At 65.1% G+C, this 19,034-nt stretch carries 16 protein-coding genes; 10 read left to right on the top strand and 6 right to left on the bottom strand.

Translation table 11 applies throughout. The features are described from left to right. Positions 1-8 precede the first annotated feature (8 nt). Complete coding sequence (locus tag HU772_RS22680) at positions 9-1,007, bottom strand: ArsR/SmtB family transcription factor (RefSeq protein WP_186656288.1); 999 nt, start codon at positions 1,005-1,007, stop codon at positions 9-11. Between the two features lie 251 nt (positions 1,008-1,258). Here HU772_RS22680 and tkt point away from each other — a divergent pair, with 251 nt between their 5' ends. From tkt to HU772_RS22635, 9 genes are all read left to right on the top strand, one after another. Then, the gene (gene tkt / locus HU772_RS22675) at positions 1,259-3,256 is read left to right on the top strand and encodes a transketolase (protein ID WP_186656278.1); all 1,998 of its coding nucleotides are present in this window, start codon (positions 1,259-1,261) and stop codon (positions 3,254-3,256) included. Between the two features lie 154 nt (positions 3,257-3,410). Next, positions 3,411-4,472 (top strand): erythrose-4-phosphate dehydrogenase, encoded by a 1,062-nt coding sequence (gene epd / locus HU772_RS22670; RefSeq protein WP_186656275.1) that lies wholly within the window; start codon positions 3,411-3,413, stop codon positions 4,470-4,472. Positions 4,473-4,484: 12 nt separating this feature from the next. Beyond that, positions 4,485-5,648: a phosphoglycerate kinase gene (locus HU772_RS22665; RefSeq protein ID WP_186656272.1), complete on the top strand. Its 1,164-nt coding sequence runs from the start codon at positions 4,485-4,487 to the stop codon at positions 5,646-5,648. Between the two features lie 32 nt (positions 5,649-5,680). After that, positions 5,681-5,899 carry a hypothetical protein gene (locus HU772_RS22660; RefSeq protein ID WP_186656271.1) on the top strand — a complete coding sequence of 73 codons (219 nt, stop codon included), beginning with the start codon at positions 5,681-5,683 and terminating at the stop codon, positions 5,897-5,899. A 160-nt stretch (positions 5,900-6,059) separates the two neighbouring features. Then, positions 6,060-6,389, top strand: a complete 330-nt coding sequence (locus HU772_RS22655) for an MliC family protein (RefSeq protein ID WP_186656269.1) — start codon at positions 6,060-6,062, stop codon at positions 6,387-6,389. 100 nt (positions 6,390-6,489) lie between these two features. Next, positions 6,490-7,554: a class II fructose-bisphosphate aldolase gene (gene fba / locus HU772_RS22650; protein ID WP_186656267.1), complete on the top strand. Its 1,065-nt coding sequence runs from the start codon at positions 6,490-6,492 to the stop codon at positions 7,552-7,554. A gap of 226 nt (positions 7,555-7,780) precedes the next feature. Next, positions 7,781-9,898, top strand: coding sequence for a putative bifunctional diguanylate cyclase/phosphodiesterase (locus HU772_RS22645; RefSeq protein ID WP_186656265.1), 2,118 nt, complete (start codon positions 7,781-7,783; stop codon positions 9,896-9,898). 39 nt (positions 9,899-9,937) lie between these two features. Continuing rightward, positions 9,938-10,438 carry a M48 metallopeptidase family protein gene (locus tag HU772_RS22640; protein ID WP_186656263.1) on the top strand — a complete coding sequence of 167 codons (501 nt, stop codon included), beginning with the start codon at positions 9,938-9,940 and terminating at the stop codon, positions 10,436-10,438. A gap of 14 nt (positions 10,439-10,452) precedes the next feature. Beyond that, positions 10,453-10,755 carry a winged helix-turn-helix domain-containing protein gene (locus HU772_RS22635; RefSeq protein WP_186656261.1) on the top strand — a complete coding sequence of 101 codons (303 nt, stop codon included), beginning with the start codon at positions 10,453-10,455 and terminating at the stop codon, positions 10,753-10,755. A 171-nt stretch (positions 10,756-10,926) separates the two neighbouring features. Here HU772_RS22635 and HU772_RS22630 read toward each other — a convergent pair whose 3' ends face one another. Continuing rightward, entirely contained in the window at positions 10,927-11,379 is a 453-nt protein-coding gene (locus HU772_RS22630) for a GNAT family N-acetyltransferase (RefSeq protein ID WP_186656259.1), read from the bottom strand. Between the two features lie 212 nt (positions 11,380-11,591). Here HU772_RS22630 and HU772_RS22625 point away from each other — a divergent pair, with 212 nt between their 5' ends. Further along, positions 11,592-12,329: a substrate-binding periplasmic protein gene (locus HU772_RS22625; RefSeq protein ID WP_186656257.1), complete on the top strand. Its 738-nt coding sequence runs from the start codon at positions 11,592-11,594 to the stop codon at positions 12,327-12,329. Between the two features lie 118 nt (positions 12,330-12,447). Here HU772_RS22625 and yccS read toward each other — a convergent pair whose 3' ends face one another. From yccS to mdtD, 4 genes are all read right to left on the bottom strand, one after another. Next, positions 12,448-14,631 carry a YccS family putative transporter gene (yccS, locus tag HU772_RS22620; RefSeq protein ID WP_186656254.1) on the bottom strand — a complete coding sequence of 728 codons (2,184 nt, stop codon included), beginning with the start codon at positions 14,629-14,631 and terminating at the stop codon, positions 12,448-12,450. Positions 14,632-14,842: 211 nt separating this feature from the next. After that, entirely contained in the window at positions 14,843-16,024 is a 1,182-nt protein-coding gene (locus tag HU772_RS22615; protein WP_186656251.1) for a BaiN/RdsA family NAD(P)/FAD-dependent oxidoreductase, read from the bottom strand. 126 nt (positions 16,025-16,150) lie between these two features. Further along, entirely contained in the window at positions 16,151-17,488 is a 1,338-nt protein-coding gene (dbpA, locus tag HU772_RS22610; RefSeq protein ID WP_230962665.1) for an ATP-dependent RNA helicase DbpA, read from the bottom strand. A gap of 111 nt (positions 17,489-17,599) precedes the next feature. Beyond that, on the bottom strand, positions 17,600-19,027 hold the full coding sequence (gene mdtD, locus HU772_RS22605) for a multidrug transporter subunit MdtD (protein ID WP_186656249.1): 1,428 nt from the start codon (positions 19,025-19,027) through the stop codon (positions 17,600-17,602). Positions 19,028-19,034 lie beyond the last annotated feature (7 nt).

Here is a 19,034-nt window from a genome sequence, read left to right as displayed (position 1 = left end):
AGGGGTTCCTAAAATTTACCGATGTGTGTGTCGCCAGCGGCCCGCTGGAAGTGCCGGACCTGGATCTGGAAACCGTTACGCAAGCCCACGTAGAGGCTGTCCCCATGGGTCAGCCCCGCCGCGTTGGCCCAACGGGCCAGGTCGTCCTGCTCGAAGCCGAGCCAGAGGTCGCCGCAGGCGTCGCGGGCCCACCCCTGGTCATGGCTGCACAGCTCGGTGACCAGCAGGCTGCCGCCTGCTTTCACCCGTTTGGCCAGCAGGCGCAAGGCCAGGGCCGGGTCGCTGAAATGGTGCAGGACCATGTTCAGCACAACGCAGTCGGCTTGCACATCCGTTGCACCCAGTGCATCGGCCAACTGCAGGTTTACGTTATTCAATTCATGGCGCTCGCAGACCTGGCGGGCCAGCTCGAGCATGGTCGGGCTGTTGTCCATGGCCGTGACCTGTTCGAAGCGCCGGGCCAGGTCAGGCAGGAAGCCGCCGTCGCCCGGGCCGACTTCCAGGGCGCTGGCGTCGGCCGCAAAACTCAGCTTGTCGAGCAGCGCCAGCAGGCTTTCGCGGTACTGCGGCAGGCCGGCGATCAGGTCTTGCTGGGCGCGGAACTTCTCTTCCACGCGCAGGAAAAAATCCTGGCTGGTGGCGGCGCGTCGCTGCTGGACCAGGGCGATGCGCGCCTGCACCTCTTGAGGCAGGGCGAGATCGTCGACCTCCTCGAGCAGCGCCGAGTGCAGGCGGCCGCCCAGGCGCTGGCTGTCGGGCAGGGCACGCCGGTAGAAGATCGCGTTGCCCTCGCGGCGGGTCGCCACCAGCTCGGCCTGGGCCAGCACCTTCAGGTGGTGGCTCATGCCCGACTGGCCGATGTCGAAGATCTGCGCCAGCTCCAGCACGCCGAACGAATCGTTGGCCAATGCGCGCAGCACGTTCAGGCGCAGCGGGTCGCCGCCGGCCTTGCACAGGGCGGCCAGTTCGTCGCTGCGAAGTGGGGTGATGGGCGCATTGAGGTTCATGGGGCGGGAGTCTAGACAGGCAACGTTGGCCTAGCAAGGCCAATATCAAAAAGTTTTGATATTGCCGATAAGCTGCAAGCGGCAAGTACCAAGCTGCAAGAGAAAGAGCGTATCGGGTGTCCGTCTATCGTGGCTTGCAGCTTGAAGCTTGCCGCTTGGTGCTTAAAAGTTTGCCCCCGGCCCCCCCAGTGGGCGAAAATGGCCGCCTTTTTTCGCTTCACCACCTAATTCAAGCCTCAGGAGACTCAGCGATGCCCAGCCGTCGTGAACGTGCCAACGCCATTCGTGCCCTCAGCATGGATGCCGTGCAAAAGGCCAACAGCGGCCACCCAGGTGCCCCCATGGGCATGGCGGATATCGCCGAAGTGCTGTGGCGCGACTACCTGAAACACAACCCGAGCAATCCAAGCTTCGCCGACCGTGACCGCTTCGTGCTGTCCAACGGCCACGGCTCGATGCTGATCTACTCGCTGCTGCACCTGACCGGCTACGACGTCACCATCGACGACCTCAAGGCCTTCCGCCAGCTGCACAGCCGCACCCCAGGCCACCCGGAATTCGGCTATACCCCAGGCATCGAGACCACCACCGGCCCGCTGGGCCAGGGCATCGCCAACGCCGTGGGCTTCGCCCTGGCGGAAAAAGTGCTGGCCGCCCAGTTCAACCGTGAAGGCCACAACATCGTCGACCACAACACCTACGTGTTCCTCGGCGACGGCTGCATGATGGAAGGCATCTCCCATGAAGTCGCCTCCCTGGCCGGCACCCTGGGCCTGAACAAGCTGGTCGCCTTCTATGACGACAACGGCATCTCCATCGACGGCGAAGTCCACGGCTGGTTCACCGACAACACCCCAGCGCGCTTCGAAGCCTACAACTGGCTGGTGATCCGCAACGTCAACGGCCACGATGCCGACGAGATCAAGACCGCCATCGAGACCGCGCGCAAGAGCGACCGTCCGACCCTGATCTGCTGCAAGACCATCATCGGTTTCGGTTCGCCGAACAAGCAGGGCAAGGAAGACTGCCACGGCGCGCCGTTGGGCAACGACGAAATCGCCCTGGCCCGTAAAGAGCTGAACTGGAACCACGGCCCGTTCGAAATCCCGGCCGACATCTATGCCGAGTGGGACGCCAAGGAAGCCGGTGCCAAGGTCGAGGCCGAGTGGGACCAGCGCTTTGCCGCCTACGCCGCCGCCTACCCTGAGCTGGCTGCCGAGTTCAAGCGCCGTAGCGCCGGCGACCTGCCAGCGGACTTCGCCGAGAAGGCCCAGGCCTACATCAACGAAGTCGCCGCCAAGGGCGAAACCATCGCCAGCCGCAAGGCCAGCCAGAACGCCCTGAACGCTTTCGGCCCGCTGTTGCCTGAGTTCCTCGGCGGCTCCGCCGACCTGGCCGGCTCCAACCTGACCCTGTGGAAAGGCTGCAAGGGCGTCGAAGCCAATGATGCCAGCGGCAACTACGTGTTCTATGGCGTGCGCGAGTTCGGCATGACCGCCATCATGAACGGCGTCGCCCTGCACGGCGGCCTGGTGCCTTACGGCGCGACCTTCCTGATGTTCATGGAGTACGCCCGCAACGCCGTGCGCATGTCGGCGCTGATGAAGCAGCGCGTGATCCATGTCTACACCCACGACTCCATCGGTCTGGGCGAAGACGGCCCGACCCACCAGCCGATCGAGCAACTGACCAGCCTGCGCAGCACGCCGAACCTCGACACCTGGCGCCCGGCCGACGCGGTGGAATCCGCCGTGTCCTGGAAGCACGCCCTGGAGCGCAAGGACGGCCCGTCGGCGCTGATCTTCTCGCGCCAGAACCTGCAGCACCAGGATCGCAACGCCCAACAGATCGCCGATATCGCCCGTGGCGGTTATGTCCTGAAGGACTGCGCCGGCGAGCCGGAACTGATCCTGATCGCCACCGGTTCCGAAGTGGGCCTGGCTGTTCAGGCCTTCGACAAGCTGAGCGCAGAGGGCCGCAAGGTCCGCGTCGTGTCGATGCCGAGCACCAGCGTGTTCGATGCCCAGGACGCTGCGTACAAGCAGTCGGTTCTGCCGCTGGAAGTAGGGGCGCGCATCGCCATCGAAGCCGCTCACGCCGACTTCTGGTACAAGTACGTCGGCCTCGAAGGCCGCGTCATCGGCATGACCACCTACGGCGAATCGGCCCCGGCCAGCGCGCTGTTCGAGGAGTTCGGCTTCACCCTGGACAACATCCTGGGCACCGCCGAAGAGCTGCTGGAAGACTGATTCAGACTGTGCGAGGCGAGGGCGTTGCCCTCGTTTCGCGGCACAAGGCCGCTCCTACAAGGTATGGCGTACACCGTACCCTGTAGGAGCGGCCTTGCGTCGCGATGGGCCGCAAAGCGGCCCCAAAAGCCATCATGCGTTAGCGAGCCATCGAATGCCCCACCCGCGTCCCTACAAAGTTGCACTCAACGGTTACGGCCGCATCGGCCGCTGTGTCCTGCGCGCACTGTTCGAGCGGGGAGCGAAGGCCGGTTTCGAGATCGTCGCGCTGAACGACCTGGCCGACCAGGCCAGTCTGGAATACCTGACGCGCTTCGACTCCACCCACGGGCGCTTCCCCGGCGAGGTGAAGGTCGACGGCGACTGTCTGCATATCAACGGTGACTGCGTGAAAGTGCTGCGCAGCGCCACCCCTGAAGGCATCGACTGGGCCGCCCTGGGCATCGACCTGGTGCTGGAGTGCTCCGGCGCCTACAACACCCGTGCCGAAGGCCAGCGCTTTCTCGATGCCGGTGCGCCGCGGGTGCTGTTCTCCCAGCCCATGGCCAGCGAGGCGGACGTCGACGCCACGGTGGTCTATGGTATCAACCAGGATTGCCTGAGCGGCGCCGAGCTGCTGGTGTCCAACGCCTCCTGCACCACCAACTGCGGCGTGCCGCTGCTGCGGGTGCTGGACCAGGCGTTCGGCATCGAGTACGTGCAGATCACCACCATCCACTCGGCGATGAACGACCAGCCGGTGATCGACGCCTATCACCACGAAGACCTGCGCCGCACCCGTTCGGCGTTCCAGTCGGTGATTCCGGTGTCCACCGGCCTGGCGCGCGGCATCGAGCGCCTGCTGCCGGAACTTGCCGGGCGAATCCAGGCCAAAGCGGTACGCGTGCCGACCGTCAACGTGTCGTGCCTGGACATCACCTTGCAGACCGCGCGCGACACCAGCGCTGACGAGGTCAACCGGGTGCTGCGCGAGGCCGCCCTGGAGGGCCCGCTCAAAGGGTTGCTGGCCTACACCGAGTTGCCCCACGCCAGCTGTGATTTCAACCATGACCCGCATTCGGCCATCGTCGATGCCAGCCAGACCCGCGTTTCCGGCCCTCGCCTGGTGAACCTGCTGGCCTGGTTCGACAACGAATGGGGGTTCGCCAACCGTATGCTCGACGTCGCGGAGCACTATCTGCGCGTCGTTCACCCAACCCGCAGCAAACAGCCCTGAAGGACTGCATTCATGACCGTGTTGAAGATGACCGACCTCGACCTGCAAGGTAAGCGCGTACTGATTCGCGAAGACCTCAACGTCCCAGTGAAGGACGCTGTGGTAGCCAGCGACGCGCGTATCCTGGCAGCGCTGCCGACCATCAAGCTGGCCCTGGAAAAAGGCGCGGCGGTGATGGTCTGCTCGCACCTGGGCCGCCCGACCGAAGGCGAGTTCTCTGCCGAGAACAGCCTCAAGCCGGTCGCCGATTACCTGAGCAAGGCCCTGGGCCGCGACGTGCCGCTGGTTGCCGACTACCTCGACGGCGTCCAGGTGCAGGCCGGTGACCTGGTGCTGTTCGAGAACGTGCGCTTCAACAAGGGCGAGAAGAAGAACGCCGACGAGCTGGCGCAGAAATACGCCGCCCTGTGCGACGTGTTCGTCATGGACGCCTTCGGTACCGCCCACCGCGCCGAGGGTTCCACCCACGGTGTCGCCAAGTTTGCCAAGGTTGCCGCCGCCGGCCCACTGCTGGCCGCCGAGCTGGATGCCCTGGGCAAGGCCCTGAAGGCCCCGGCCAAGCCGATGGCCGCCATCGTCGCCGGCTCCAAGGTGTCGACCAAGCTGGACGTGCTCAACAGCCTGAGCGCGGTCTGCGACCAGCTGATCGTCGGCGGCGGCATCGCCAACACCTTCCTGGCTGCCGCCGGCCACCCAGTCGGCAAGTCGCTGTACGAGCCTGACCTGGTCGAGACCGCCAAGGCCATCGCCGCCAAGGTCAGCGTGCCGCTGCCGGTGGACGTGGTGGTCGCCAAGGAATTCGCCGAGAGCGCCGAAGCCACCGTCAAGGCGATTGCCGACGTGGCCGCCGACGACATGATCCTGGACATCGGCCCGAAAACCGCCGAGCAGTTCGCCGAGCTTCTGAAGACCTCGAAGACTATCCTGTGGAACGGCCCGGTCGGCGTGTTCGAGTTCGACCAGTTCGGCAACGGCACCAAGGTCCTGGCCAAGGCCATCGCCGACAGCGCCGCGTTCTCCATCGCCGGTGGTGGCGACACCCTGGCCGCCATCGACAAGTATGGTGTCGGTGCCGATATCTCCTACATTTCTACCGGTGGCGGTGCGTTCCTCGAGTTCGTCGAGGGCAAGGTCCTGCCCGCCGTGGCAATCCTGGAAGAGCGGGCCAAGGCCTGAGCATGACGGCGCCTGGCAAAGGGAGCGACCTGATGGTCAAGCAATTGCCTGTGATGATCGTGGCCATGTTGCTGGGCGCCTGCTCCAGCGGCAAGGGCACCGATGCCGATCCGGCGCAGCCGCCCAAGGGCGGTTGCTACCAGTCCCAGTGGCAGGCCGAGACGGTACCGGTGATCAACAAGCGCCTGGGGCCGGACGGCCTGGAAAAGTACGACGACGAGCACCAGCGCAAGGCGCCCGGCTGCCCTTGATCGGGGCCTGGGCAACCAAGCGTGGGTTTTGTGGTCTTGGCTTAGGGGCTGCCGTGCAGCCCTTCGCGGGTAAACCCGCTCCCACAAGGACCGCATCTGCCTGTGGGCGCGGGTTTACCCGCGAAGGGCCGCGCAGCGGGCCCAACACGAGGTTTAACGGATGAAGGCACTACTGGCCCTGATGGCCCTGGCGACCCTGGCGGGCTGCTCGCTGTTGCAACCGGCCCAGCCCGCCCCGGCGGACCACTGGACCCGCTGGGTCTGCGACAGCCAGGCCGAAGTGCTGTGGCGTTTCGCCGACGCGAAACAGGATGCGGTCGACGTGCGCCTCGGTGGCGGCGACCAGGTCTACCGGCTCAAGGCTGAGCCGGGCGCCTCGGGCGCGCTGTACAGCGATGGCATGCTGGCCTTCCACACCAAGGGCGATGAAGGCCTGGCGTACTGGGTGGCAACCAACGATCTGATTGGGCGGGGCTGCAAGGCACCGTGACTGGCCGGGCCGCGCAGGTGGCCCACACTACTTGAACAGCAACCGCCCCTGCGGCAGGCTTGCATGAAACAAACGACGCTTGTCGGGAGAGAGATACACCATGGCACTCATTAGCATGCGCCAGATGCTGGACCACGCCGCCGAGTTCGGTTACGGCGTGCCGGCTTTCAACGTCAACAACCTCGAGCAGATGCGCGCCATCATGGAAGCCGCGGACGCCACCGACTCCCCGGTCATCGTCCAGGCCTCGGCCGGCGCCCGCAAGTACGCCGGTGCCCCGTTCCTGCGCCACCTGATCCTGGCGGCCATCGAAGAGTTCCCGCACATCCCGGTGTGCATGCACCAGGACCACGGCACCAGCCCTGACGTGTGCCAGCGCTCCATCCAGCTGGGCTTCAGCTCGGTGATGATGGACGGCTCGCTGAAAGAAGACGGCAAGACCCCGTCCGACTACGACTACAACGTCCGCGTCACCCAGCAGACCGTTGCCTTCGCCCACGCCTGCGGCGTGTCGGTGGAAGGCGAACTGGGCTGCCTGGGCAGCCTGGAAACCGGCCAGGCCGGTGAAGAAGACGGCGTCGGCGCCGAAGGCATCCTCGACCACAGCCAAATGCTGACCGATCCGGAAGAGGCCGCCGACTTCGTCAAGAAGACCCAGGTCGACGCCCTGGCCATTGCCATCGGCACCAGCCACGGCGCCTACAAGTTCACCAAGCCGCCAACCGGCGACATCCTGGCGATCGACCGCATCAAGGAAATCCACAAGCGCATCCCCAACACCCACCTGGTGATGCACGGTTCCTCGTCGGTGCCGCAAGAGTGGTTGAAGATCATCAACGAGTTCGGTGGTGATATCAAAGAAACCTACGGCGTGCCGGTCGAGGAAATCGTCGAAGGCATCAAGTACGGCGTGCGCAAGGTCAACATCGACACCGACCTGCGCCTGGCTTCCACCGGTGCCATCCGCCGCTACATGGCCGCGCACCCGAGCGAGTTCGACCCACGCAAGTTCTTCGCCGAAACCGTGAAGGCCATGCGTGACGTGTGCATCGCCCGTTACGAAGCCTTCGGCACCGCTGGCAATGCCTCGAAGATCAAGCCGATCTCCCTGGAAGGCATGTTCCAGCGCTACGCCAAAGGCGAACTGGTAGCCAAGGTCAACTGATCTGGCACTGGTAAAAAAACCCGCAGCGATGCGGGTTTTTTTATGCCTGAGCGTCCTTCCATAGGGGCGCCTGAACTGCGCGGGCAGCTTGCTTATACCGTTAGTCGGCTAACATCACCGTGGATGGCTTATAGCCATCTGCGCCCATTGCGTCTTTACCCGTCGGGGCTAGAGTAACAATCGGATCCAATCGCAAGTCGCAGTCGGACTTACACAGAGAAGCAACATGGATGGCGCTTATTCACACACTCCGGAAAGCAGTTCGGTGCTGCTGGTCGTAGACGACTACCCGGAAAACCTCATCAGCATGCGGGCTCTGCTGTCCCGCCAGGATTGGCAGGTCGTGACCGCCAGTTCGGGGATGGAAGCCCTGAGCGCCCTGCTCGAACACGACGTTGACCTGGTCCTGCTCGATGTGCAGATGCCCGAGATGGACGGTTTCGAAGTCGCTCGGCTGATGCGTGGCAGCCAGCGTACCCGGCTGACCCCGATCATCTTCCTCACCGCCAACGAACAGTCCGATGCCGCAGTGCTCAAGGGTTATGCCAGTGGCGCGGTGGACTACCTGTTCAAACCCTTCGACCCACAGATTCTCAAGCCCAAGGTCCAGGCCCAGCTGGAACAGCAGCGCAATCGGCGCATGCTGCAACGGCTGACGCGAGAGTTGGAGTCGGCGCGGGCGTTCAATGCCTCGATCCTGGAAAACGCCGCCGAAGGCATCCTGGTGCTGGACGAGGCGGGCACCATCGGCTTTGCCAACCCGGCTATCTCGCGTCTGCTCGATGCGCCCGTGGACAAGCTGCAGGGCGCCCACGTACTGGACCTGATCCAGCTGCCATGCGCCAACCTCTGGCTCGAGTCGGACTTCTATCGGGCCTACCTCGGCCGGCAGATCTTCCGCGTGCATGATGCCCAGTTGCGCACGGTCACCGGCCAGCTGGTGCCGGTGGCGCTGTCCTGCGCGCCGCTGCCGGCCGAACAGAAGGCCATGGTGGTGACGGTGCTGGACATGTCGGTGGTGCGCAGCCTGCACCAGCAGCTGGAGCACCAGGCGGTGACCGACCCGCTGACCGGCCTGCTCAACCGCCGTGGCTTCTACCAGGCCGCCGAGGGCGCGCTGCTGCGCGCGGAGCGTTCGGACAAGGCCCAGGCCCTGATGTACATGGACCTGGACGGTTTCAAACGCATCAACGACCTGCTTGGCCACGATGCCGGCGACAAGGTGCTGCGCTGGGTCGCCGAGCAGCTCAAGGAGTGCCTGGGCAGCGAAGCCTTGCTGGCACGCATGGGCGGCGATGAATTCACCGCGTTGTTCGACGGCCTGCCTTACCCCGAGCAGGCGGGGCGCTATGCCGAAAAACTGCTGGAGCGTATGTCGAGTTTCCAGCAGGTGGAGGGGCTGGAGGTCAACCTGGGGGTCAGCATCGGCATTGCCACCTATCCCGATTGCGGGGCCAATGTCGAAGGCCTGCTGCACGCCGCGGATGCCGCGATGTACGCCGCCAAGCAGGCTGGGCGCCAGCAGTATCGCTTCTATGACCAGGAACTCAACGGACGCGCGCGTTCGCGGCTGATGCTCGAGGACAGCGTGCGCACGGCCATTGAGCAGAACGATTTCGGCCTGGTCTACCAGCCTCAGGTCGCGTTCGACGATGGCCGCTTGCGCGGGTTCGAGGCGCTGCTGCGCTGGAAGCACCCCAGTGTTGGCGATGTGCCGCCGGGGCTGTTCATCCCATTGCTGGAAGAGGCCCGCCTGATCAACCGGCTGGCCAGCTGGATCTATCGCAAGGGCGCCGCCCAGCGTCGCCAGTGGGGGGAGCGCTTTGGCCCGGATTTAGTGCTGGGCATCAGCCTCAGCCGCGCGCAGTTCACCATGCCCGGGCTAGTGGACGAGCTGGCGCGGGTCATCGACGAGCAACAGCTGCAACCGTCCCAGCTTGAAGTGGAGGTGGCGGAAACCTCGTTGATGTACAACATCGATGCCGCGGTGAAACAAGTGCACCGCCTGCGCGACCTGGGGATCCGCGTGGCGCTGGATGATTTCGGCGCCGGTGACTGCGCCCTGCGCATGCTGCGCGACCTGCCCATCGACACCCTCAAGCTGGACCGTCACCTGGTGGCGCGCCTGCCGGATTCGGCGACGGACATCGCCCTGGCGCGCAGCGTCATCGGCCTGTGCGCGGCCTATGGCATCACCGTGATCGCCGAGGGCGTGGAAACCCAGGCCCAGGCCCAATGGCTCAAGGACAACGGTTGTGCCTATGTGCAGGGCTTCTTGGTAGCGCGCCCGATGATTGCCGCGGATGCCGGCAACTTCCCGGCGGTTTTCCCATGGGCGTCGTGATTGGCTAAACTCGCGTCTTCCTGTGCCGACCAGTCCGCCATGACCGCCCTACGTTACCTGCAAGCCTATCCGCCCCACCTCCAGGAGCAGGTGCGCCAGATGATCGCCAGCGATCGCCTGGGCGCCTACCTGCGCCAACGCTATCCCGAGGGCCATGGCGTGCAGAGCGACAAGGCCCTGTACGGCTATGCCCAGGCGCTCAAGCAGGAATACCTGCGCAGCGCGCCGCCGCTGGACAAGGTGCTGTTCGACAACCGTCTGGACCTGACCCATCGCGCCCTGGGCCTGAACACTGCGGTGTCGCGCGTGCAGGGCGGCAAGCTCAAGGCCAAGAAGGAAATCCGCATCGCCTCGCTGTTCAAGGAGGCGGCGCCGCAGTTCCTGCGCATGATCGTGGTGCATGAACTGGCGCACTTGAAGGAGCGCGATCACAACAAGGCGTTTTACCAGCTCTGCCAGCACATGGAGCCGGACTACCATCAACTGGAATTCGACCTGCGCGTCTACCTGACCTATCGGGAGCTGCCGGGCAACACCTGAGGGACACGCACCCCATGACCACGGAAGTGAGCAAGACCCGCAGCAGTTTCTATCGCCGCCTGTACGTGGCCTGGCTGATCGACAGCCAGACCGCCACCAGTGTGCCGGCGCTGATGGAAGCCACCGGCATGCCCCGGCGCACGGCCCAGGACACCATCGCCGCGCTGTCCGACCTGGACATCGTCTGCGAATTCGAACAGCAGCCCGGGGCGCGCAACCATGCCGGGCATTACCGGATTAGGGACTGGGGCGCGATCGACAAGCAGTGGATCATCCAGCACCTGCGCCAGCTGCGCGAAGTGCTGGGTTATCCCTGAAAAGAGTCATCACCTGTTTCCTGTGGGAGCAACTGCCTTGCTCAACTGCCAAAGCTAGCGCGGTCTCTGTGGGAGCGGCTTCAGCCGCGAACACCGGCGCAGCCGGTGCCAAACCGCGTCGCTTGCTTCGTGGGCAAGCCCGCGATGGCGTGCGCAGCGCCCCCAGCAACTTCAGCTCTTACGCATCCCAATGTGAGCAATATCGTCCTCAAGATATTCCTCGCCGACCGCTTCGAAACCATGGCGAGCGTAAAACCCTTGCAAATGCGCCTGCGCCGACAGGTAGATCGATACGCCAGGCCAGCAATGGCCGGCGGCTTCCAGGCCCTTGAGCAACAGCGGATGGCCCAGTTTCATGTCGCGTGCCCCTGGTGACGTCACCACCCGTCCGATCACTACCTCGCCCTCATGCGCCTGCGGATCGAGCAAGCGCAGGTACGCCACCAGCCGCTCACCGTCCCAGCCCATCAGGTGCAGGGTATCGCCGCACAGGTCCAGCCCGTCGACTTCCTGGTAGGCGCAGCGTTGTTCCACCACGAACACCTCGGTGCGCAGTTGCAGGATGGCGTAGAGTTGTTCCTTGGTGAGGTCGGTATGGTGCTTGCAAATCCACTCGATGGACATGGACAGGGACTCCTTGGGTTGACCCGCGATCATCGCAAATCCGGCCCAGCCCGACGAGGGCCAATGCCACCGTACTAGGTTCGGCCAAAATAGAGGCTAAATGACACTATCGTCCGCTGTCGCCAGGAGGCGGCTTGTGTAATCTGCAATCGTGGTTGCAAGTAGAGATCGCCATCATCAGCGTGGGCCCCCAACTGCGAAAGGATTTGAGCATGCGGCCACTGCTTTGCGTTCTTGGATTACTGGGACTGTTGTGCGCGGGGCCGGCCCTGGCCCATGGCAAGTTGCGCTTGGTGGCTGACAACTGGCCACCGTTCACCGACACCGGCATGCCCGGTGGTGGCTTGGCCACCAGCATCGTCACCACCGCGCTGAACCGCGCCGGCTATGGCACCGAGTTCGAGGAGGTGCCCTGGGCCCGCGCGCTGATGGGCGTGGGCGAGGGGCGCTACGATGTGCTGATCAACGCCTGGTACAACGATGAGCGCAAGCGCATCGGGCAGTTTTCCGGTGCCTATCTGGTCAACCGCATCCGCCTGCTCAAGCGCCAGGGCGAGGCTTTCACCTACCAGCGTCAGGCCGACTTGTATCCCTACACCATCGCGGTGGTGCGCGATTATGCCTACTCACCCGAGTTCGACAGCGACGAACGCCTGAACAAGGTGCCGGTGCGCAGCTTTTCGTCGGCGGTGCGCATGCTGGCGGCCGGGCGGGTCAACCTGGCGGTGGAGGATGAGTACGTGGCGCGCTACAACCTGCAGCGTGAGCCACAGCCAGTGCGGGAAGGAGTGGCTTTCGTCGACCCGCCGCTGAGCGAGAACAGCCTGCACATCCTGGTCAGCCTCAAGCACCCGGAGCACCGCAAGATCGTCGCTCGCTTCGAAAAGGCGATTGCCCAGATGAAGGCCGATGGCAGCTACGACCGGCTGCTGCGCCAGCATGGCTTCTAATTTCGGCTGCCTGTACCGGCCTCTTCGCGGGCAAGCCCGCTCCCACAGAGCTGTGGCACTGCTCCAATCTGTGGGAGCGGGTTTGCCCGCGAAGAGGCCGGTACTGCCTACAACGAATTCAAGCCGGCTCGCCTTCCTTGATCAAATGCCCGGCCAAGGTGCGCAGCGGCCCCAGTTGCCGGCAGATCAGCGCCAACTGCGTCTGCACCAGCCGCTGATGCTCGTCCAGCTCCTCGGGCATTTGCTCCAGCGCATTGGCCAGCGCTTCCTCGGCATCGCTGTGGATCGCCACCGGTAACCGCGCCGCGAGGCCGTTGGCAATCTCGTCGAGGCTCGTTGCCAGGGTCTTGCCGGCGCCTTCGATGAGCTGTTCGTGGACTTCAGCCGGCAGCGCCGTGTCGCGGTGCGCGCCCAACCCCGAAAGGTAGCTGAGCAAGGTGTGCGACAGCACTAGGAAGCGGAAGCCGACGTCGGCTTCCTTACGGAAATGCCCCGGCTCCATCAGCATGTTGGCCAGGGTGGTCGACAGCGCCGCATCGGCATTGTGCGCGTTGCGCCGGGCCAGGCGGTAGGCCAGGTCGTCACGCTTGCCATGGGCATACTGCTGCATGATCTGGCGTAGGTACTCGCTGGCGCAGGCCAGGGTGTTGGCCAGCACCTTGTTCAACCGCCGCCCTTGCCAGTCGGGCAGGAACAGGAACACCGCGAGGATAGCGATCAGGCTGCCCACCAGGGTGTCGAACAGGCGCGGCAGGAACAGGCCGTAGCCATCGCCGATCTGATTGAAGCAGAACAGCACCATCAGGGTGATCGCCGCCGTGGCCAGGGTGTAGCGGGTGGTGCGGTTGACGAAGAACACCACTCCGGCGACCACCGCGAACAGCGACTGGACGAGCGGGTTGGGGAACAGGTCGAACAGCGCCCACCCCACGGTCAGGCCGATGGCGGTGCCGAAGATCCGCTGCACCAGTTTGCGTCGGGTCGCGCCATAGTTGGGCTGGCAGACGAACAGCGTGGTGAGGATGATCCAGTAGCCCTGGGTCGGGTGGATCAGGTGCACCATGCCGTAGCCCACCGACAGCGCCAGCGACAGGCGCAGGGCATGGCGGAACAGCAGCGAGGTGGGTGTCAGCTGGGTACGCAGGCGTTTCCACACATCCTTGAGGTTGCGTGGCGAGCGGTCGAGCAGGCTGCTGTCGCTGGCATCGGCCAGGCTGTCGGGATTGCTCGCGGCGCTGAGCAGCCGGTCGAGGGTGGCCAGGTTGGCGGCCAGCGCCCGCAATGAGCGCAGCAGGCCGCGCCAGGCCGGGTTGCTCTGGATGCGCAGGTGCTCGAGCGAGGCATTGAGGTCTTCCAGGGCTTCGGGGTAGCCGCTGGCGAGCACGAACGGTTGGCGCAGGCGGATCGAGCGGGCCAGCTCCTGGCACGACGAGCCTTGTTTGCGCAGCAGGCGTTGGCAGCGGAACATCACGTCGCTGTGGAAGAAGGCGTCGGTCAGCGCGTTGTAGGGGTAATGCGAGGCGCTGACCCGCTCATGGATGTCCTGGGCCAGGAAGTACAGCTTGAGGTAGCGGCTGACCTTGGAGTTGGGCTGGCTGTTGCCGACCCGGTGCAGGATGATTTCCTTGGCAGCGTTGAGCGCGGCCACCACCTTGCCGTTCTGCTTGGCCAGTTCCAGGCGCGTGGCCTCGACATCGAGGGTGCGTACCGGCTCGAACAGGCTGGCCTTAAGCTTGAGGTAGCTGCCCAGCTCGAAGAACAGCTTGGCCAGGCTCTGCTGCACCGGCTGGTTGGAAAACAGCGCCTGCCACAACACCGACAGCAGCCCGTACCAGGCCGCCCCGGCCACCAGCAGCAAGGGTTCGTGCCAGAAGTCGCTGACCTGGCCGCCGCGCTGGTCGACACCGATCATGGTGTACACCGAGAGAATCAGCGTGGCCGAGGCGATCGCCCCGTAGCGCTCGCCCAGGGCGCCGAGCATGGTCAGGCCGAAAGCCGCCAGGGCCAGGGCAGCGGCGAAGATCCAGGGGTAGGGGAACAGCAGCTCCACCGACAGCGCGGCGATGGCGAAGCACACCAGGGTCACGGCCAGGGCGCTGAGCCGGCCCTGCCAGCCATCGTCGGTTTCGGCCAGGGCACTGGCGATGATGCCGAGGAACAGCGGGATGAGCAGGCTCATCTCGTTCTGGTACCAGCACCAGGCCATGCTGCCGGTGAGGGCGATGGTCACACGGATGGCGTAGCTGAACTTGTCTTGGCCCCACAGGCGACGCAGTGAATGGCGGAACGAGCTCGATGACATGATGGCCCTGGGCTGTGTTCGAATGGATACCTAGCGGGGCCGTTGGGGCCGCTTTGCGGCCCTTTCGCGGCACAAGGCCGCTCCTACAGGAGATCGCGTCCCTCTGTAGGAGCGGCCTTGTGCCGCGAAAGGGCTGCGCAGCAGCCCCAAAAATGACAGCCCCAAGCACAGACCAGCAAGAAGCGTTCCGTGCTGCTGAATGGATTCTACTCTACACGAACTGCGCCGCCGCGTTGGCCGAAGCCCAGGCCCACTGGAAGTTGAAACCGCCCAGGTGCCCGCTCACGTCGAGCACCTCGCCGATGAAGTACAGACCGGGGCTTTTCAGCGATTCCATGGTCTTGGACGACACCTCGCGGGTATCCACGCCGCCCAGGGTCACCTCGGCGGTGCGATAGCCCTCGGTGCCTGCGGGTACCACCTGCCAGGCCGACAGTTTCTCGGCGATCTGGGTCAATTCTGCCGGGGTGTACTGCTTCAGTGGTTTCGAAACGAACCACTGCTCGGCCAGCAGGTTGGCCAGCTTGCGGGTGAACACCTCGCCCAGCACGGTCTTCAGCTCGCTGTTGGGGCGTTCGACCTGCTGGCCTTGCAGCCACTCCAGCGCATCGCGGTCGGGCAGCAGGTTGATCTCCACCGTGTCGCCGGCTTCCCAGAATGACGAGATCTGCAGGATTGCCGGGCCGCTCAGGCCGCGGTGGGTGAACAACAGGTTCTCGCGGAAGCTCGTGCCATTGCAGCTGGCCACGCAGTCCAGTGATGTGCCCGACAATTCAGTGCACAGCGCCTTGAGCTGGGGCTCGGTGATGGTGAACGGCACCAGCCCGGCGCGGGTCGGCAATAGTTCGTGACCGAACTGCCGGGCGACCTGGTAGCCAAAGCCGGTGGCGCCCAGGGTCGGGATCGACAGGCCGCCGGTGGCGATCACCAGCGACTGGCAGGCAAATGGGCCGGCGCTGGTCTGCAGGGTGTAGCCGGCCTCGGTCTTCTCGATCTGTTCGATGCTGGTGTTCATGCGCAGCTCGGCGCCGGCTTCGTCGCACTCGGCCAGGAGCATGTCGAGGATGTCGCTGGACTTGTTGTCGCAGAACAGCTGGCCGAGCTTCTTCTCGTGGTACGGCACGCCGTGCTTGCACACCAGCTCGATGAAGTCCCACTGGGTGTAGCGGGCCAGCGCCGACTTGCAGAAGTGCGGGTTGTGCGAGAGGAAGTTGGCCGGCTCGGTGTACATGTTGGTGAAGTTGCAACGCCCGCCGCCGGACATGAGGATCTTCTTGCCCGGTTTGTTGGCGTGGTCGAGCAACAGTACCCGGCGCCCGCGGCGTGCGCTGAGCTGGGCGCACATCAGGCCGGCGGCGCCGGCGCCGAGGATGATCACGTCGGTGGAGTGCACGGTGGTAAACCTTTTATGAATGGAGCATCGGCCCCTGTGGGAGCGGGTTTACCCGCGAATACGGTAGTGGCCGCACCATCGTATTCGCGGGTGAACCCGCTCCCACAGGGATCTTTTGCCAAGCCTTTAGACGATACGGACTTTCAGGGCGCGACCCTTGATCTTGCCGCTGTTCAGCCGCTGCATGGCCTGCTTGGCCACCGCCCGCTCCACGGCCACGAACGCCACGAAGTCGAAGATGGCGATCTTGCCCACCTGCTTGCCCGGCAGCCCGGCGTCGCCGGTCAGCGCGCCAAGGATATCCCCCGGACGCAGCTTGTCCTTGCGCCCGGCGCCGATGCACAGGGTGGTCATCGCCGGCAGCAGTGGCTCGCCGCCCTTGCTCTTGAGGTTGTCCAGCTGTTCCCAGCGCAGCGGCTTGTTCTGCAGGTCTTCGATGGCCTGGGCGCGGTGGCCTTCGGCCGGGGCCACCAGGCTGATCGCCACGCCTTTCTCGCCGGCGCGGCCGGTACGGCCGACGCGGTGCACGTGGATCTCGGCGTCACGGGCCAGCTCGACGTTGATCACCAGGTCCAGGCCGTCGATGTCCAGGCCGCGGGCGGCCACGTCGGTGGCCACCAGCACCGAGCTGCTGCGGTTGGCGAACATCGTCAGCACCTGGTCGCGGTCACGCTGTTCGAGATCGCCGTGCAGGGCCTGGGCGACGATGCCCTTGGCGGTCAGGTGGGTGACCAGGTCCTCGCACTGCTGCTTGGTGAAGCAGAACGCCACGCAGGACTGCGGGCGGTAGTGGCCGAGCACGCGGGTCACGGCCTCAAGACGTTGCTGCGGGTCGATCTCGATGAAGCGCTGTTCGATCTGGCTGTCGCTGTGCAGCGCCTCGACCTTGACCTGCTGCGGCTGGCGCATGAAGTCCTTGGCCAGTTGCTCGATACCGGCCGGGTAGGTGGCGGAGAACAGCAGGGTCTGGCGGCGCGACGGGGTCTTGCGGATGATGCTGGCGATAGCGTCGAAGAAGCCCATGTCGAGCATGCGGTCGGCTTCGTCCAGGACCAGGGTGTTGAGGCCGTCGAGCACCAGGGTGCCTTTGTCCAGGTGTTGCTGGATGCGCCCCGGGGTGCCGACGATGATGTGCGCGCCGTGCTCCAGCGAGGCGATCTGCGGGCCGAGCGAGACGCCGCCGCACAGGGTGAGGATCTTGATGTTGTCCTCGGCGCGGGCCAGGCGGCGCAGCTCCTTGGCCACCTGGTCGGCCAGCTCCCGGGTCGGGCACAGCACCAGCGCCTGGCAGCCGAAGTAGCGCGGGTTGATCGGGTTGAGCAGGCCGATACCAAAGGCGGCGGTCTTGCCGCTACCGGTCTTGGCCTGGGCGATCAGGTCCTGGCCCTTGAGGATGACCGGCAGGCTTTGGGCCTGGATTGGTGTCATCGAGGCGTAGCCCAGGGCGTCCAGGTTGGCCAGCATGGCGGCGGACAGCGGTAGGGTGGCAAAAGCGGTGGTTTCAACGGTCACGAGGCGGGCCTGCGGCTGGAGCGAAAAATGTCGCACAGTCTACCAGCCTCATGGCCATTCGCCCTACGACTCGACGTGCTCTTCCGGACGACGAGCGCGCCTTCCGTCTGTCGGCGCTAGTTGCAGGAAGATCGCCGCCGCCAGCATGGCCATCACGCCGATGGTGACGAAGGTGAGCTGGAAGGCGCCCAAGGTGCTCTCCACGCCATCGCCGCTGCCGGCCGCGGTGAAGCCGCCGAGCAAGGCGCCGGCGCAGGCCACGCCCAGGCTCAGCGACAGTTGCGCGACCACCGACAGCAGACTATTGCCGCTGCTGGCGCTGGCATCGTCGAGGTCGATCAGGGTCACCGTGTTCATTGCCGTGAACTGCATCGAGTTGACCGCCCCCAGCAGCGCCAGTTGCACCAGCAGCACGGCATAGGGCGTCTGCTCGTCTACCAGCCCCAGGCTGGCCAGCAGCAGACCCAGCAGCAGGGTGTTGCCGGTCAGCACGATGCGGTAGCCCAGACGCTCGATCAGCGGCCTGGCGATGGATTTGGCGAGCATCGCCGCCGCCGCCAGCGGGATCATGCTCATGCCGGCCTGGGCCGGCGAATAGCCCAGCGCCACCTGCAACAGCAAGGGCACGAGGAAGGGCAGGGCACCACTGCCCAGGCGGGCGAACAGGTTGCCGAGAATGCCGATGGCGAATGTGCGTACGCGGAACAGCGAGGGTGAGAACAAAGGCTCCGGATCACGCCCGGCGCGCAGCCAATAGGCGGCCAGGCAGGCCATGCCGGCGAACAGCAACAGCATCACCCGCAGGTGCGGCAGGTGCAGTTCGCCCAGGCCCTCCATGGCGATGGTGATCAGCACCATCGCCGCGCCGAACAGCAAAAAGCCCGGGGTATCGAAACGGGTGCGTTCGGCGCCGCGCAGGTCGGGGATGAACTTCCACACGGCATAGCAGCCCAAGGCGCCCACCGGCAGGTTGAGCAGGAAGATCCAGTGCCAGGTCAGGATCTCCACCAGCCAGCCGCCGAGGGTTGGGCCGAGTAGCGGGCCGAGCAGGCCGGGGATGGTGATGAAGCTCATGATGCGCACCAGTTCGCTGCGCGGGTAGGCGCGCAGCACTACCAGCCGGCCTACCGGCAGCATCAGCGCCCCGCCCAGGCCCTGCACCACCCGGGCGAAGATCAGGAAACCCAGGCTGTTGGCCATGGCACACAGCAGTGAACCGAAGCTGAACAGCAGGATGGCGCTGAAGAAGATGCGCTTGGTGCCGAAACGGTCGGCGATCCAGCCCGAGGCCGGGATCAGCAGGGCCACGGTGAGCATGTAGGCGATGATCACCCCCTGCATGCGCAGTGGGTCTTCGGCCAGGGAGCGGGCCATGGCCGGCAGCGCGGTGTTGAGGATGGTGCCGTCCAGCGACTGCATGAAGAAGGCGATGGCCACCACCCAGGGGATCCAGCGGGCGGTTACAGGGTCCAGCGGGGCACGGTCGGGCATCAGCTAC

The sequence above is a fragment of the Pseudomonas xantholysinigenes genome (assembly GCF_014268885.2).
In the GTDB taxonomy this organism is placed as follows: domain Bacteria; phylum Pseudomonadota; class Gammaproteobacteria; order Pseudomonadales; family Pseudomonadaceae; genus Aquipseudomonas; species Aquipseudomonas xantholysinigenes.
Note: the sequence above shows the minus strand (reverse complement) of the source record. Positions and strands in the feature narration are given on the sequence as shown.

Excerpts from the sequence above, each read along its gene's own strand:
- HU772_RS22680 (WP_186656288.1), bottom strand. The coding sequence starts at position 1,007 with ATGAACCTCAATGCGCCCATCACCCCACTTCGCAGCGACGAACTGGCC.
- tkt (WP_186656278.1), top strand. The coding sequence starts at position 1,259 with ATGCCCAGCCGTCGTGAACGTGCCAACGCCATTCGTGCCCTCAGCATG.
- epd (WP_186656275.1), top strand. The coding sequence starts at position 3,411 with ATGCCCCACCCGCGTCCCTACAAAGTTGCACTCAACGGTTACGGCCGC.
- HU772_RS22665 (WP_186656272.1), top strand. The coding sequence starts at position 4,485 with ATGACCGTGTTGAAGATGACCGACCTCGACCTGCAAGGTAAGCGCGTA.
- HU772_RS22660 (WP_186656271.1), top strand. The coding sequence starts at position 5,681 with ATGGTCAAGCAATTGCCTGTGATGATCGTGGCCATGTTGCTGGGCGCC.
- HU772_RS22655 (WP_186656269.1), top strand. The coding sequence starts at position 6,060 with ATGAAGGCACTACTGGCCCTGATGGCCCTGGCGACCCTGGCGGGCTGC.
- fba (WP_186656267.1), top strand. The coding sequence starts at position 6,490 with ATGGCACTCATTAGCATGCGCCAGATGCTGGACCACGCCGCCGAGTTC.
- HU772_RS22645 (WP_186656265.1), top strand. The coding sequence starts at position 7,781 with ATGGATGGCGCTTATTCACACACTCCGGAAAGCAGTTCGGTGCTGCTG.
- HU772_RS22640 (WP_186656263.1), top strand. The coding sequence starts at position 9,938 with ATGACCGCCCTACGTTACCTGCAAGCCTATCCGCCCCACCTCCAGGAG.
- HU772_RS22635 (WP_186656261.1), top strand. The coding sequence starts at position 10,453 with ATGACCACGGAAGTGAGCAAGACCCGCAGCAGTTTCTATCGCCGCCTG.
- HU772_RS22630 (WP_186656259.1), bottom strand. The coding sequence starts at position 11,379 with ATGTCCATCGAGTGGATTTGCAAGCACCATACCGACCTCACCAAGGAA.
- HU772_RS22625 (WP_186656257.1), top strand. The coding sequence starts at position 11,592 with ATGCGGCCACTGCTTTGCGTTCTTGGATTACTGGGACTGTTGTGCGCG.
- yccS (WP_186656254.1), bottom strand. The coding sequence starts at position 14,631 with ATGTCATCGAGCTCGTTCCGCCATTCACTGCGTCGCCTGTGGGGCCAA.
- dbpA (WP_230962665.1), bottom strand. The coding sequence starts at position 17,488 with ATGCTGGCCAACCTGGACGCCCTGGGCTACGCCTCGATGACACCAATC.
- mdtD (WP_186656249.1), bottom strand. The coding sequence starts at position 19,027 with ATGCCCGACCGTGCCCCGCTGGACCCTGTAACCGCCCGCTGGATCCCC.